This window comes from Pantoea sp. R102 (assembly GCF_004916815.1).
In the GTDB taxonomy this organism is placed as follows: domain Bacteria; phylum Pseudomonadota; class Gammaproteobacteria; order Enterobacterales; family Enterobacteriaceae; genus Pantoea; species Pantoea dispersa.
Map to the genome: position 1 here is coordinate 1 of NZ_SDFT01000174.1, position 14307 is coordinate 14307.

Genomic DNA, 14307 nt, shown 5'->3' on the forward strand with positions numbered 1-14307 from the left:
GATTTTTTCTACTGACATAGGTCATCCCCGAATAGTTGGCATGCCACCAGCGCGGCGCAAATATTGCGCCGCTGGCGATTAACACCAGGTTGTCATGTTTAACGGCAGCTTAATGGCACAGCGAAATTAATGCCCGGCCTCAACGTTTAATATTTTTCCCAGCCCGAAAAACTTATTGGCGATAATTAACATCGCGGCGGTCACCACAATATAAATAACCGACAGCGCCGCCAGCGTCGGGTCGGCAAATTCACGCACGTAGTTGTACATCGCCACCGGCAGCGTCTGCGTCGCCTGGGTGGTAATAAACAGCGAGGCGGTAAATTCATTGAAAGAGAGAATCGCGGCGAACAGCCAGCCACCAAACAGGCCCGGCAGAATCAGCGGCACGGTAATGGTCCATACCACGCGCAGCGGCGATGCGCCGAGGCTGGCCGCCGCCAGTTCTATCCGCTGCTCAAGATTTTTCAGCGATACATAGACGCTACGCAGCACGAACGGCAGCACCAGCACCACATGGCAGAAAATCACCAGCGCGTAGCCGCGTCCCAGATTGAGCTGCGACACCAGCATTAGCAGGCCGAGGCCAATGGTGAAATGCGGAATAAACAGCGGCGACAGCAGAATACTCTCCAGCACCTGTTTGCAGGGAAAGCGATAGCGCTCGATGGCAATCGCCAGCGTGGCGCCGATGACCACCGCCAGCGTTGACGCCCATGCTGTGACAATCAATCCGGACCAGAAGCCGTGACGAAAATCGTCGTAGCTCAGCGCCCGCTCAAACCAGCGCAGCGACCAGCCTTTCGGCGGGAAGAACAGCACGGAGGTGCTGCTGAACGACGAGATAAACACCACGACGGTGGGCAACATGACAAACGTCAGAATGGCGATCACCAGCAGTTTACCCAGCAGCGCGATCAGTTTGTCGTTGTGAGAACGGGTCATATCAGTGCCCTCCCATGGCGTGCAGGAAGCGCGTCATGCGCTTCAGCGCCAGCAGCAGCAGAATGGTCAGCAGCAGGCCAGCAATGCTCAGCGCTGCGGCAAACGGGAAGTTCATCGAGGAGAAGCCCAGCTGATACACCAGCGTAGCCACGGTACTGACGCGCCCGCCGCCAATCAGTTGTGGCGTCGCGAAAGCGCTAAAGGTCCAGGCAAACGCGGTGGTGAGGCTGGCGATGATGCCGGGAATCGACAGCGGAATGGTCACCGTCAGCAGCGCGCGTACCGGCCCGGCACCAAGGCTGGTGGCGGCTTTTTCGTAGTCCGGATTGATGTGTGACAGCGCCGTCGCCAGCATCAGCACCATGATCGGCATGGTGACATGCACCAGCGCGACCACCACGCCGGTCTGGGTAAACATAAACTGGATCGGCTGGCTGATGATCCCCAGCGCCAGCAGCAGGCTATTAAGAAAGCCGCTGTTACCCAGCACGATAATCCACGAATAGGTGCGCACCACTTCCCCCAGAAACAGCGGGGTAATCGCGATGATCAGAATGGTGGATTTGATCCACGCAGTGCGGGTGCGCACCAGCGCATAGGCCAGTGGGTAACTCATCAGCAAACCAAATAAAGCCGTTTTGGCGCTGAGCAGCACGGTATTGAGAAACGCGTCGCCGTAGATGCGTTTGAACAGGCCACTGAAATTGGCCAGCGTAAAGCCGCCGACATCCAGCGAGCCGGGGATGTATGCACGCACACTGAACTGCATCACCGCAAACATCGCGACGACCAGCCCCATCGCGGTCAGCGTGGCGGGAAGAATGAACCAGGGTAAAAATGTCGGTTTTTTCGTCATGGACGTTACTGCCTGCATAGGTGGTACCGGCTACGGCGAGGCACCCGCCCCGCCGCAGCACCAGGACAATCAGTGAGACATGATGTTTTCAGAGAACCACTGACGCCACTCGGCGGTTTTCTCCGCACGCAGTTGGGGATCGGTATTGATGGTGGCATTCCACTGCGCCGGCGTGGTCAGCATGCCTGGCAGCTTCGCCAGCTCCGGATCGATATGCGCGTTGGTCACCGTCGGGCTACCGCGATAGATCTTCGCCACCTGCTGCTGAATTTCCGGTTTCAGTGCGATGTTGATGAACTTGTACGCCAGATCGGCATGTTTGCTGCCTTTATTAATGCCGACGGTATCCACGCCGAGGATCGCGCCCTCTTTCGGTATCGCCAGCTTAATGTTGACCCCTTCCGCAATCATGCTGTAGGCGTTCATTGACAGCATCACCTGCACCGGCGTTTCTCCGGTGGAGATCAGCTGCTGACTGTTGGCATCATCGGTGTAGAACGATTTGATGTTAGGAATCAGCGCTTTCAGCTTCGCCTGGCCCTGCTGCCAGTGCGCCGCATCGCTGCCGGAGAGTTTGGCGGCCACGGCGATGATGTGGCTCGGATCCCAGTCGGGCAGCGCCAGCGTGCCTTTCAGCTCCGGCTTCCACAGGTCGTTCCAGCTGGTGAAGGTTTCCCCTTTCGGCACCAAATCCGGACGGTAGCCAATGGTGTAGACGTAGCCCCACACGCCAAGATGATACGGGCTGACTTTCGCCTGCTGCACCAGGTTGACCGCGTTAGGGATTTTGCTCATGTCGAGCTTCTCGAACAGGCCGCTGTTGGCATACAGATAGCCGACGTGCGCGGTGGTAAAGGTCACGTCAGTTTCCGGCGAACCGCCCGCCAGTTTGGCTTTGTTGAGGCGATCGATGGTGCCGCCGGTGACGAACTGCACTTCGACGCCGGTCTCTTTGGTGAACTCTTTAGCGATGGTTTGATCGATCAGATCTTTAAAGCTGCCGCCCCAGGTGCTGACAATCAGCTTGTCGGCGGCCATGGCATTCCCTGCGCTCAGAATTCCCGTGGTTAACAACGTTAAGGCACACATCTTACGCAACATATTTTTGTCCCCAGTGAATGAAAAGGCTGTTATCGCTGCTCTGAACCACCGTTGATTCGCCACGGCGCGCTGCGCCAAAACAGTGCGAAAGTGAAAAGCAGGTGTCACAGCGATTCTGCCGCTGGCCGCTGCTGCGGTAAAACAGCCTTTTCCTCGCCGTTGCATCGGAATTTCTGACGCTAAAAAAGTCGCTGCTTTGCAACGGATTTTCTTAAGCCTTAGTGAGGCAGAAGCGAATGGGCGTGAAGGCTCAGGCAGGGGATTATGCTGCCATTCGCTGTCCGGCATGATAAATGCATGGAAACAGGGGTAAATAGAAAAGCCGGCGCGACAAGATCGCGCTGGCGACACCAGGAGAATCTGCATGCTCAGTCGCATCACCCAGCGCCAGCTGGAATACTTCGTCGCGTCCGGCGAAGCCGGCAGCATTATTGGCGCATCCGAACGTATTCACGTGTCGTCACCGTCGATCTCGGCCGCCATTACCCACATCGAATCCGAGCTGGGGGTACAGCTGTTTGTGCGCCACCACGCGCAGGGCGTGTCGCTCACCGCCATTGGCCATCAGGTATTAAAAGAGGCGAAGCTGATTCTGGAACAGATGTCGAATCTGTATACCATCGCCTCAGAGTCGCTGAATAACGTGCGCGGCCCGCTGCGCGTCGGCTGTCTCGACACGCTGGCCCCGATGCTGACGCCGGAGCTGGTGTTTGGCTTTGGCCGTGCCTTCCCCGGCGTGCGCATCACGCTGGTGGAGGGCAATCATGAACAGCTGCTGAAACAGCTGCGCGCCGCCGATATCGATATCGCGCTGACCTACGATCTGGTGCCGGCCAGCGACATCGCGTTTCAGTCGCTGGCGCAGCTGCCACCGTATGTGATGGTCGGCGAACATCATCCGTTTGCCAGTCAGTCTGCGGTGACCATTCAGGATCTCGCTACGGTGCCGATGGTGCTGCTGGATATGCCGTGGAGCCGCGAATATTTTCTCAGCCTGTTTAGCGAAGCGGGCGTGACGCCCAACATTGTGATGCGCTCCGGCAATATGGAAGTGGTACGCGCGATGGTGGCCAACGGCGTGGGATTTGGCATCGCCAATGTGCGGCCCAAAGCCAATCTGTCGCAGGATGGCAAACGGGTGATCCGCGTGCGCCTTGCCGGCGTGAACCGGCCGATGTTGCTGGGATACGCCACGGTGGCCCACGTGCAGCAGTCAATGGTGGTCAACGCCTTCGCCGAACGCTGCCGCATGTTCATCTCCGATCAATACATTCCCGGTATGGCCGCGCCAAGCTACTTCGACCCGCAGGTGGTGCGCGTCGCCTGACGCGCTCAGTAACCCCGCGCGGGAAACACCTGGTTGAGCACCGGCTCGCCGCGCATCACCCGCTGGATGTTATCAGCCACCTGACGCGCGGCGCTGGCCGGGATCGCTACCGACGCCAGATGCGGCGTGATCAGCACATTCTCCATGCCCCACAGCGCATCGTCGGGCGGCAGCGGCTCACGATCGAACACGTCTAATGTGGCGTGGGCGATCTGTCCGCTCTGCAGCGCCGCGGTCAGCGCGGGCTGATCGACAATCGCGCCGCGCGACACGTTGATCAGCGCGCAACCCGGTGGCAACCGCGCCAGACGCTGCGCATCCAGCAAACCGTGGGTTTCCGGCGTGAGCGGCAGCATCACCACCAGAATGTCGCTGCTGCCCAGAAACGCATCCAGCGCCTGCATACCGCTGACGCAGTGAATGCCGTCCAGCGCTTTGGGCGACCGCGACCAGCCGCGCACGTCAAAGCCCTGACGCGCCAGCTCGCGCGCCGCATACGCACCCAGTTCGCCCAGTCCCAACACGCCCACGCGAATCGACGCCGGCTCGCGCGGATGCAGATAATGCCAGCGACGTTCACGCTGTGCGCGCTCAAATGCCGGTATGTCACGCGCGTAACGCAGCACGGCAAACAGCACGTAACCGGCCATCATGCGCGCCATATCCGGGTCCGATAGCCGGACGATCGGGATGTCAGGCAGGTCGTCGCGCCCTACCAGCGAGTCGACGCCCGCGCCCAGATTCACCAGCAGTTTCAGCTGGCGATACGGGGCAAAAAAACCGCGCGGCGGCTTCCACGCCAGCGCAAACTGCACGCTATCGGCATCCTCGACCTGGTCGGCACGGCAGATAGTGACATCCGGTAATTGCGGTGCCAGCAGCGCCGACCACGCCTCGAAGCTGTCGAACTCGCTATAAAACACCAGCGTCGTCATGCGCTGGGCTCCTGTAGCAGCGTCGCCAACGCATCGATAGCCAGTTCATAACCCAGCGCGCCCAGCCCGGCGATCACGCCGGTGGCGGCTTTCGACACCAGCGACTGATGACGAAACGGCTCGCGCTGCCAGATATTGCTCATGTGCGCTTCGATGATCGGGCCATCGAACATCAGCAGCGCATCCAGAATCGGTACTGATCGGTACGACAACCCGGCGGCATTGATGATCAGCCCGTCCGCCTGCTGGCGCGCTTCCTGAATCCAGTCCACCAGCACCCCTTCATGGTTGCTCTGACGAAACTGCAGCCTGAGGCCGTGCGCGTCGGCGCGCCGCTGACAGCGCTCGCCGATGCTGGCGAAACTGTCGCTGCCGTAAGTACCGTGGCGATCCATGCCGTACAGATTGGCATTGGGCCCATTGAGAAAGAAAATCTGAGACATGGCGGCTCCGTTACAGGTGTGGGCGCGTCGCGGCCATCGCCGGGTGCGCGTCAAAGAGGGCAAACCAGGCGGCGCTCTGCGGATGCGTGGCGCGCCAGTTGAGTTCAGCAAAACGGAAGTCGAGGTAGCCCAATCCGCAGCCGATGGCGATCAACCCGAGATCGTCGGGCGTGCGGCTGAACGCCTCCGCCTGCTGCTCAATGGCCGCCAGCGCAGCCGCCACTTTGGTCAGCTGCGCATCGCGCCACGCTGACCACTGCTTTTCCAGCGGACGAGCGCTGGTTTCGTAGCGCGCCAGCAGCGCGGCGTCCAGCAGCCCATCACCCAGCGCCTGGCGCGTGAGGCACAGCCAGCGTGCCTCGCCGTCTGCCGGCAGCAACTGGCCCGCGGCGCGCTGGTTAAGGTATTCGCAGATCACCCGGCTGTCGTATAAACATAGTCCCTGTTCGGTGCGCAGCGCCGGCACTTTAGCCAGCGGATTAAACGCGGCAATGCGCGCATCGCGCTCGATGGGGTGCGCCGCCGACGCCAGCAGGGTGATCTCCGGCGCCAGACCCAGCAGCTGGGCGCACACCATTACTTTTCGCACGTAAGGCGAGGTAGAGGCGTAATAGAGTTCCATCATGGCATAGCCTCCGCATCTGGCAGCAGCAGCACTTTGCCGATATTGGCATTGGCTTCAAGGATGCGGTGCGCCTGCGCGGCGGTCATCAGCGGCAATCGCTGATGCACGCGCGGCGTGATGCGCCCGGCAGCCAGTAAAGGCAGCAGATGGGCGCGCACGCACTGCGCCAGACGCGCTTTTTCCGCCGCGCTTTTCGGTCGCAACGTGGAAGAGGTCAGGCTTAAGCCTTTGCGCATGATCAACTGTAAATCGATCTCCACCGTGGCCCGCTGCATAAAGGCGAGGCTGACGTGCCGCCCGCCCGCTGCCAGCACGCTGAGGTTGCGCGCAATGTAGTCACCGCCGACGTTATCCAGCACCACATCCACACCGCGTTCCCGGGTCAGCGTTCGAATCACCGCCACAAAATCTTCGCTATGGCGATCGATGGCGCGCCACACGCCCAGCTGCTGCAGCTGCGCGATGACCGCATCGTGACGCGGTTTGGCGAGAATCGACACCGTCAGCTGGCTAAGCGGTTTATTGAGTGCCTGCGCAATCGCCTGCAGATTGGTGGCGAGCGGCTGGTTGAGATCGATAGCGCCGCGCGCGCCCGGACCGACAATCAGCTTTTCCATATACATATCAGGTGCGTGCAGGAAGCTGCCTTTATCGCCCACCGCCAGCACCGCCAGCGCGTTGGCCTGGCCCATCGCAGTCATGCGCGTGCCTTCGATAGGATCAACTGCAATGTCCACCGCATCGCCGTGGCCGGTACCGACTTTTTCACCAATGTAGAGCATCGGTGCTTCGTCGATTTCGCCCTCGCCAATCACGATCTGGCCGTCGATGTTGATGGTGTTGAGCATAATGCGCATGGCGTTGACGGCGGCGCCGTCGGCGGCATTCTTGTCGCCGCGTCCTAACCAGTGATAGCCCGCTAACGCAGCGGCTTCGGTCACACGGGAAAATTCAATCGCGAGTTCTCGTTTCATGGTCTGCACCTGACAAAAAACAGGCGGGCAGTGTAGCACAGCGGGGCAGGGGGACGGGAAAAACCCGCGGCAGGGCGCCGCGGGTCAGCACAGTGTTACTCTTCTTCTTCCCACGCCTGAGCGCGCGCCACGGCTTTTTTCCAGCCGGCATAGCGTACGTTGCGTTCGGTGGTTTCAATGCTTGGACGGAACTCGCGTTCCACCACGGCTTTAGCACGAACTTCTTCCAGATCGTTCCAGAAACCGACTGCCAGACCGGCGAGGTAAGCCGCTCCCAGCGCGGTCACTTCGCGCACTTCCGGACGCTCCACGCGCGTGCCGAGAATATCCGACTGGAACTGCATCAGGAAGTTGTTGGCCACCGCACCGCCATCCACGCGCAGCGACTGCAGGCGGGTATCGGCATCGTTCTGCATCGCTTCCAGCACATCACGCGTCTGATAAGCAATGGACTCCAGCGTGGCGCGAATGATGTGGTTGGCGTTGGCACCACGGGTCAGACCGAAGATTGCGCCGCGCGCATACGGGTCCCAGTACGGTGCGCCAAGACCGGTAAAGGCCGGCACCATGTACACGCCGTTGGTGTCTTTGACTTTCATCGCGAAGTATTCGGAGTCGCCCGCATCGCTGATCAGCTTCATCTCATCGCGCAGCCACTGAATGGACGCACCACCGATGAACACGGCACCTTCCAGCGCGTAGTTCACCTCGCCGCGTGGACCGCAGGCGATGGTGGTCAGCAGACCGTGAGTAGAAGTAACCGCTTCGGTACCGGTGTTCATCAGCATAAAGCAGCCGGTGCCGTAGGTGTTTTTCGCCATACCAGGCTGCACACACAGCTGACCATACAGCGCAGCCTGCTGGTCACCGGCGATACCGGCGATAGGAATACGCGTGCCGCCCTTACCACCAATGTTGGTCTGGCCGTAGATTTCGGACGATCCTTTCACTTCCGGCAGCATTTCACGCGGAATATCCAGAATCTCCAGCATGCGCGCATCCCACTCCAGCTTGTGGATGTTGTACATCATGGTACGCGATGCGTTGGTGTGATCGGTGATGTGCACGCGGCCCTGGGTCATTTTCCACACCAGCCAGGTGTCGACGGTACCGAACAGCAGTTCGCCGCGTTTCGCCCGCTCGCGTGCGCCTTCCACGTGGTCGAGAATCCATTTCACCTTGGTGCCGGAGAAGTACGGGTTAATCACCAGACCGGTGGTGTGCTGGATGTACTCTTCCAGACCCTCTTTCTTCAGCTTGTTACAGTAGTCGGCGGTACGTGGATCCTGCCAGACGATGGCGTTGTAAATTGGTTTGCCGGTCTCTTTGTCCCAGACAATCGCGGTTTCACGCTGGTTGGTGATACCGATGGCGGCGATCTGGTCAGAACGGATATCAGCGTGCGCCAGCACTTCCACCAGCGTGGAGCTCTGCGAGGCCCAGATGTCCATCGGATCGTGTTCAACCCAGCCGGCTTTCGGGTAGATCTGGGTGAATTCGCGCTGTGAGACGGCGACGATGTTGGCGTCATGATCGAGCACCACGGCACGTGAGCTGGTTGTGCCCTGATCGAGCGCGACAATATATTTTTTATCAGTCGTAGTCATTATGGTTTCCTGATGATTAACGATGAAACTTACGCTTTACGCTGCTCAGCGCGCGCGACCGGTTTTTCTGTTTTACTGGTTTCTGCAAGGTTGCCCGGCAGGTGACGGCCAATCAGCGCACGATAACCAAAGGCACCGAGGCAGGCTCCGACCAGCGGGCCAAAAATTGGCACCAGGAAGTAAGGAATATCTTTACCACCGGTGAACGCCACGTTACCCCAGCCCGCGAAGAAGGCGAACAGCTTCGGACCGAAGTCACGCGCCGGGTTCAGGGCGAAGCCGGTCAGCGGACCCATGGAACCGCCAATCACCGCCACCAGCAGACCAATCAGCAGCGGCGCCAGCGGGCCACGCGGTACGCCGTTGCCGTCGTCGGTCAGCGCCATGATCACCGCCATCAGCACGGCGGTAATTACCATTTCCACCAGGAACGCCTGCGCCACGGTGATGTGCGGGTTCGGATAGGTGGAGAAGATACCGGCCAGATCGAGGCTCTGCACGCTGCCGCGTACCATCTGGTGGCTGGCTTCGTAATCAAAGAACAGATTGTAGTAAAGACCGTAGACCAGCGCCGCCGCACAGAACGCGCCAGCGATTTGCGAAACAATATAAGGTAAAACTTTGCGGCCTTCGAAGTTGGCGAACAGGCACAGGGCAACCGTGACTGCCGGATTGAGGTGAGCGCCGGATACGCCTGCGCTCAGATAAACCGCCATGGAGACAGCAAGACCCCAGATGATACAAATTTCCCACTGGCCGAATGCGGCACCGGCCAGCTTCAGCGCCGCCACACAGCCGGCACCAAAAAAGATGATCAAACCGGTACCGAGGAACTCGGCGATGCACTGACCTTTGAGTGTGTTCGTTGTCTGACTCATAATGGAATTCCTGAAGCGAGGTTAAATTTTATCAGTTTTTGTTCTCAATCCTTGAGTCGCCCAGCTCTAATGTAGGGTTGATGTGAATTTATCGTTAACGAGCATAAACGAGAAATAGCGAAATCGAATTTTGTGTGCCGTGTCATAAAAATGCGCGTTTTCGCGTCTTTTGCCTGTGTTTAGGGCCAAAAACCCCCGCTGCGCTGCACCCTGCGCGTGTGACCGCGCGCAAAATGCGCGAAGTTGCGCGTTTTCCAGGTATAAACTGAAAAGTGTTACAGACTTCCCTCGCAGGCCTTGTGCTGCTGGACTTGCCGGGTGTGGCTACATACAATCGGGACATCGTGGCTGGACGCACTATTTTAAGGCACGCCCGGTCTATCAACGCCTTGCACGATTTAGGAGAGGTCAGAAAGATGTCATTTGAAGTATTCGAGAAACTGGAAGCGAAAGTACAGCAGGCGATTGATACCATCACCCTGCTGCAGATGGAAATTGAAGAGCTGAAAGAGCAGAACAATAACCTGAAAAATGAAATGAGCCAGGCATCCGGCAATCACGAAGCGCTGGCGCGTGAAAATCAGCACCTGAAAGAAGAGCAGCATGTATGGCAGGAGCGCCTGCGTGCACTGCTGGGAAAAATGGAAGAAGTTTAAGCCTCAGCGCTTAAACCAACGGGTGCCGCGGCACCCGTTTTTGTTTGTCGCTTACTCGATGTCGAGCGCGTCTTCAGACAGGATCATACCGGTGTTGTCGGCGTAGAGATGATCGCCGGAGAAGAAGGTGACGCCGCCGAAGTTAACCCGCACGTCGCTCTCGCCGATGCCTTCGCCTGCGGCGCCAGCCGGAATGGCTGCAATCGCCTGAATGCCGATCTCCAGCTCTTCCAGCTCATCGACCTGGCGAACCGAGCCGTACACCACGATGCCTTCCCACTCGTTTTGCGCCGCCAGTCTTGCTAACTGTGCGTCAACCAGCGCGCGCCGCACTGAGCCGCCGCCATCGACCAGCAGCACGCGACCGCGACCGTTCTCTTCGAGCAGGTCATACAGCAGGCCGTTGTCTTCGAAACATTTCACTGTGGTAATTTGACCACCGAATGAGGTGCGCCCACCAAAGTTCGAAAAAAGCGGTTCAACAACGTTCACTTCTTCATGGTAGATGTCGCAGAGTTCAGATGTATCGTATTTCATAGGGATGTCGTCTGTTTGCCACAGGAGCGGTAAGTATATCGCTATCTGACGATTGTTGGCAAAATCATCAACCGCCAAAAAAAGCGCTGCATCAATATCCTGCGTAATATTTTGTCTGTGGCGGAGAGAACAGCGGCGCGTGGCAACAGCGCCGCAGGGGAAGCGTTACACGGCGGGCTTCTTGAAGGCCTGTTTGTGCGAGATACGGGAAATCAGCTCGGTCAGCGACAGCACCATGGTGGAGCGCACCATCTGCAGGTAGCGCTGCTGCTGCATGGCGCGCAGCGCGGCGTCGTCGCGGGTGAAATCGGGTTGCGGCGGCCAGGCCAGCACGCAGTGCAGTTCGCCGAACGGGCCGAGTATTTCATCGTCGGTAAAGCGGTAGTCGCTGGTGTCGTGATTCAGCTCCTCACGCAGCGCCAGCAGCAGCTCGCAGTCTTCGTATTCGTGGCGATTGATCACCCCCAGGCCGTAGATGAGCTTCAGGCGTACCGAGAGCTCGCCCAGCGGGCCGTCGCCCAGCAGCAGCGGTTCCACCGCATATTTCACCGCGTAGTCGTCTTTGCGAAAGACCTGCAGCACCAGCAGATTGACTGCTTCCGCCAGCAGTTCGACAGCGGCGATCAGGAAGCTTCTCACCGAACGACCGGCGTTCAGCCGCTCAAGCACCCGGTTTTCAAAAGCCTGCTTCTCTTCCATTATTGCCTGCATCATTCAGCTACCGTCGACGGGCACGCGGCTGCCGTGCCCGAATTGACCACTAAAGGGCGCGCATTATGCCATAGCGTGGTAAGCGCTCACCACTGAGCTCACCACTTCGCTATTGGCATCAAGGCCAGAAATCTCCGCCAGCGCCGCCTGTGGGCCTTTCTGCGCGATCAGTGACGCCAGCTCCTGCGCCTGCGGATCGGCTTCGCTGCGATAGTGCATCGCGGCAGCAATACCCTGCACCAGGCTGGCGTGCGGCAGCTGATACTCCAGCGTGCCCAGCGTTGGCTTGATCAGGCGATCGCCGGCACTCAGCTTACGCAGCGGCTGACGGCCGACGCGCTCGACGTCATCTTTCAGGTACGGGTTTTCGAAACGTGTCAGGATTTTCTGGATATACGCGGCATGTTTCTCCGCATCGAAACCATAACGCTTGATCAGCACAGCGCCGCTCTCCTGCATCGCGCCCTGCACCACGGCACGCACTTTCTGGTCGAGAATGGCTTCGCGAATGGTGGCGTGACCGGCGAGCTGGCCGAGATAAGCGGTAATGGCGTGACCGGTGTTGAGGGTAAACAGCTTGCGCTCGACGAACGCCATCAGGTTATCGGTCAGCTCCATGCCAGGAATGTCCGGCAGCGCGCCTTTAAACTGGGTTTTGTCGACGATCCACTCGCTGAAGGTTTCTACCGTAACTTCCAGCGGATCGGTGCTGCCGGCTTCAGATGGCGGCACGATGCGGTCAACTGCCGAATCGACAAAGCCAACATGCTCTTCAACCCACGCATGATACTGCTGCGGCAGCGCCTTCAGTACGTGCTGCTTCAGCTGGCTGGTGCCGCGCACCATGTTTTCACAGGCGATGATATTCAGCGGACGGACATTACCGTTGTCACTGCGTTTGGCCAGACCCTGCGCCACGCTGCCCGCGATGCGCTCAAGGATCTGCGGACCAACCGCCGTGGTAACGATATCAACCTCAGCGATCAGCGTGACGATGTCGTCGCTGGTGCTGTTCACCGCGCTGACGCCGGTAACGATTTCGACCTGCGCCTGCTCGCCCACCACGTGAACCGGATACTCATGACGGGCGTTAAGGGCATCAAGCACCACCTGATTCACATCAGCAAACACCAGTTCGATACCGGCATCCGCCAGCAGCTTACCGATAAATCCACGGCCGATGTTACCTGCTCCAAAATGTAACGCTTTCATAAATTTGACCCATATCAAATGACGAAAGGGCGGGCATGTCCGCCCCGGAAAGTGGGGACGGGCTTGCCCGCCCCAGGGAAGTTAAAACCGCGAATTACGCGTTGGCAGTGCTGCCAGACAGCAGATCCAGCACGTCCTGCACGCTGGTGGTGTTCGCCAGCTTCTCGATTACGCTGTCGTCATCGAGCGCATTGGTCAGGCTGGTGATCACCTGAATGTGTTCGTTATTGCGTGCGGCAATACCAATCACCAGTCGCGCGACTTCGTCCGGCTCATCGCCAAACTGCACGCCGGCCGGATACTGGCAGAATACCACGCCGGTTTTCAGCACGCGGTCTTTGGCTTCAACGGTGCCGTGCGGCACGGCGATGGATTCACCGAGGTAGGTTGGCGTCAGCTGCTCGCGCGCCAGCATCGCTTCAACGTATTCCGGCTGCACGTAGCCGCCTTTCACCAGCTGCTCGCCGGCGAAGCGAATCGCCTGCTCTTTATTGCTGGCGCTCAGGCCGAGGAACACGTTGTCAGCGCCCAGTTTGAACAGGTGCGCGCTGCCGTCGTCATAGCTGTCTGCCAGCGCGGTTTGCACCGTTTCACGGTGGGCTTCGCTGCGGTTCGCCGCCACCAGACGCTCAGTCAGGTTGGTGTACAGCGCGCTGTCGAGGAAGTTGTTCAGCGAGATGTGCTGCGCCTGTGGCGCCTGACGCATCGCACGTTCGGTCAGATCGCGGTGAGTAATCACCAGATCGACATCGCCCGGCAGCGAGTTAATCGCGCTGTTGGTCACAGAGATATTGCTCAGGCCCGCATCCTGCACCTTCTTGCGCAGCACGCCTGCACCCATCGCGCTGGAGCCCATACCGGCATCACAGGCGACGATAATTTTACGCACGTGGCTGACGTCAACGCTGCTGGCATCGGCAACCACCGGTGAACCGGCAACGGCCTGGCCTTTTGACTGCGCTTTCATGTCTTTCATGCGCTGGGTCGCCGCTTCAATGTCGTCTTCTTCTTTTACTTTGCTGGTTTTCAGCAGAATCGAGGAGACCACGAAGGAGACGGCGAAAGCCGCAACGATAGCCGCGATGTTAGCGAAGTAAGCGCCTTTTGGCGTCATCGCCAGCACGGCCAGAATCGAACCTGGTGAGGCCGGTGATACCAGACCGCCGTTCAGCAGCGTCAGGGTGAACACACCGGTCATACCGCCGAGGATTACTGCCAGCAGCAGGCGCGGCGCCATCAGCACGTACGGGAAGTAGATTTCGTGGATACCGCCAAGGAAGTGGATGATCGCTGCACCGCCCGCCGACTGCTTGGCGCTGCCGCGGCCGAAGATCATATAAGCAACCAGCACGCCCATACCCGGACCCGGGTTCGCTTCAATCAGGAAGAAGATCGATTTGCCCGCTTCGCTGGCCTGCTGGATACCCAGCGGCGAGAAGATACCGTGGTTGATGGCGTTATTGAGGAACAGGATTTTCGCCGGTTCAACAAAGATTGAGG

The 14307-nt window shown here is 59.0% G+C and carries 15 protein-coding genes; 2 read left to right on the forward strand and 13 right to left on the reverse strand.

Going from position 1 to position 14307, the window contains the following annotated elements; genetic code table 11:
* Positions 1-126: 126 nt before the first annotated feature.
* The 3 genes from ERD80_RS17495 to ERD80_RS17505 form a co-directional block, all read right to left on the reverse strand.
* Positions 127-945, reverse strand: a complete 819-nt coding sequence (locus ERD80_RS17495; RefSeq protein WP_058775057.1) for an ABC transporter permease — start codon at positions 943-945, stop codon at positions 127-129.
* Position 946: 1 nt separating this feature from the next.
* Positions 947-1801, reverse strand: a complete 855-nt coding sequence (locus ERD80_RS17500) for an ABC transporter permease (protein ID WP_021509491.1) — start codon at positions 1799-1801, stop codon at positions 947-949.
* 69 nt (positions 1802-1870) lie between these two features.
* On the reverse strand, positions 1871-2902 hold the full coding sequence (locus ERD80_RS17505; protein WP_058758799.1) for a polyamine ABC transporter substrate-binding protein: 1032 nt from the start codon (positions 2900-2902) through the stop codon (positions 1871-1873).
* Between the two features lie 364 nt (positions 2903-3266).
* On the opposite strand from ERD80_RS17505, the gene ERD80_RS17510 reads away from it, so the two are divergent.
* Positions 3267-4229: a LysR family transcriptional regulator gene (locus ERD80_RS17510; protein ID WP_021509493.1), complete on the forward strand. Its 963-nt coding sequence runs from the start codon at positions 3267-3269 to the stop codon at positions 4227-4229.
* Between the two features lie 5 nt (positions 4230-4234).
* On the opposite strand, the gene ERD80_RS17515 is transcribed toward ERD80_RS17510, so the two are convergent.
* From ERD80_RS17515 to ERD80_RS17540, 6 genes are all read right to left on the reverse strand, one after another.
* Positions 4235-5164 (reverse strand): glyoxylate/hydroxypyruvate reductase A, encoded by a 930-nt coding sequence (locus ERD80_RS17515; RefSeq protein WP_236569459.1) that lies wholly within the window; start codon positions 5162-5164, stop codon positions 4235-4237.
* Positions 5161-5607 carry a type II 3-dehydroquinate dehydratase gene (locus tag ERD80_RS17520; protein ID WP_058758800.1) on the reverse strand — a complete coding sequence of 149 codons (447 nt, stop codon included), beginning with the start codon at positions 5605-5607 and terminating at the stop codon, positions 5161-5163. Before ERD80_RS17520 ends, ERD80_RS17515 begins: the two co-directional genes overlap by 4 nt.
* A 10-nt stretch (positions 5608-5617) precedes the next feature.
* Entirely contained in the window at positions 5618-6232 is a 615-nt protein-coding gene (locus ERD80_RS17525; RefSeq protein ID WP_058775058.1) for a glutathione S-transferase N-terminal domain-containing protein, read from the reverse strand.
* Positions 6229-7206, reverse strand: a complete 978-nt coding sequence (glpX, locus tag ERD80_RS17530) for a class II fructose-bisphosphatase (protein ID WP_136547833.1) — start codon at positions 7204-7206, stop codon at positions 6229-6231. The genes ERD80_RS17525 and glpX overlap by 4 nt, the downstream gene beginning before the upstream one ends.
* 95 nt (positions 7207-7301) lie before the next feature.
* The gene (glpK, locus tag ERD80_RS17535) at positions 7302-8813 is read right to left on the reverse strand and encodes a glycerol kinase GlpK (protein WP_021507040.1); all 1512 of its coding nucleotides are present in this window, start codon (positions 8811-8813) and stop codon (positions 7302-7304) included.
* Between the two features lie 29 nt (positions 8814-8842).
* Positions 8843-9691, reverse strand: a complete 849-nt coding sequence (locus ERD80_RS17540) for an MIP/aquaporin family protein (protein ID WP_021507039.1) — start codon at positions 9689-9691, stop codon at positions 8843-8845.
* Positions 9692-10107: 416 nt separating this feature from the next.
* Here ERD80_RS17540 and zapB point away from each other — a divergent pair, with 416 nt between their 5' ends.
* Entirely contained in the window at positions 10108-10347 is a 240-nt protein-coding gene (zapB, locus tag ERD80_RS17545; RefSeq protein WP_021507038.1) for a cell division protein ZapB, read from the forward strand.
* A gap of 51 nt (positions 10348-10398) precedes the next feature.
* On the opposite strand, the gene rraA is transcribed toward zapB, so the two are convergent.
* The 4 genes from rraA to ERD80_RS17565 all read right to left on the reverse strand — a co-directional run.
* The gene (gene rraA / locus ERD80_RS17550) at positions 10399-10884 is read right to left on the reverse strand and encodes a ribonuclease E activity regulator RraA (protein WP_021507037.1); all 486 of its coding nucleotides are present in this window, start codon (positions 10882-10884) and stop codon (positions 10399-10401) included.
* 165 nt (positions 10885-11049) lie between these two features.
* The gene (gene mtlR / locus ERD80_RS17555; protein ID WP_193717991.1) at positions 11050-11598 is read right to left on the reverse strand and encodes a mannitol operon repressor MtlR; all 549 of its coding nucleotides are present in this window, start codon (positions 11596-11598) and stop codon (positions 11050-11052) included.
* 60 nt (positions 11599-11658) lie between these two features.
* Complete coding sequence (mtlD, locus tag ERD80_RS17560; protein WP_021507035.1) at positions 11659-12807, reverse strand: mannitol-1-phosphate 5-dehydrogenase; 1149 nt, start codon at positions 12805-12807, stop codon at positions 11659-11661.
* A gap of 94 nt (positions 12808-12901) precedes the next feature.
* A partial coding sequence (locus ERD80_RS17565; RefSeq protein WP_136547835.1) for a PTS mannitol transporter subunit IICBA occupies positions 12902-14307 on the reverse strand: 1406 nt, incomplete at its 5' end.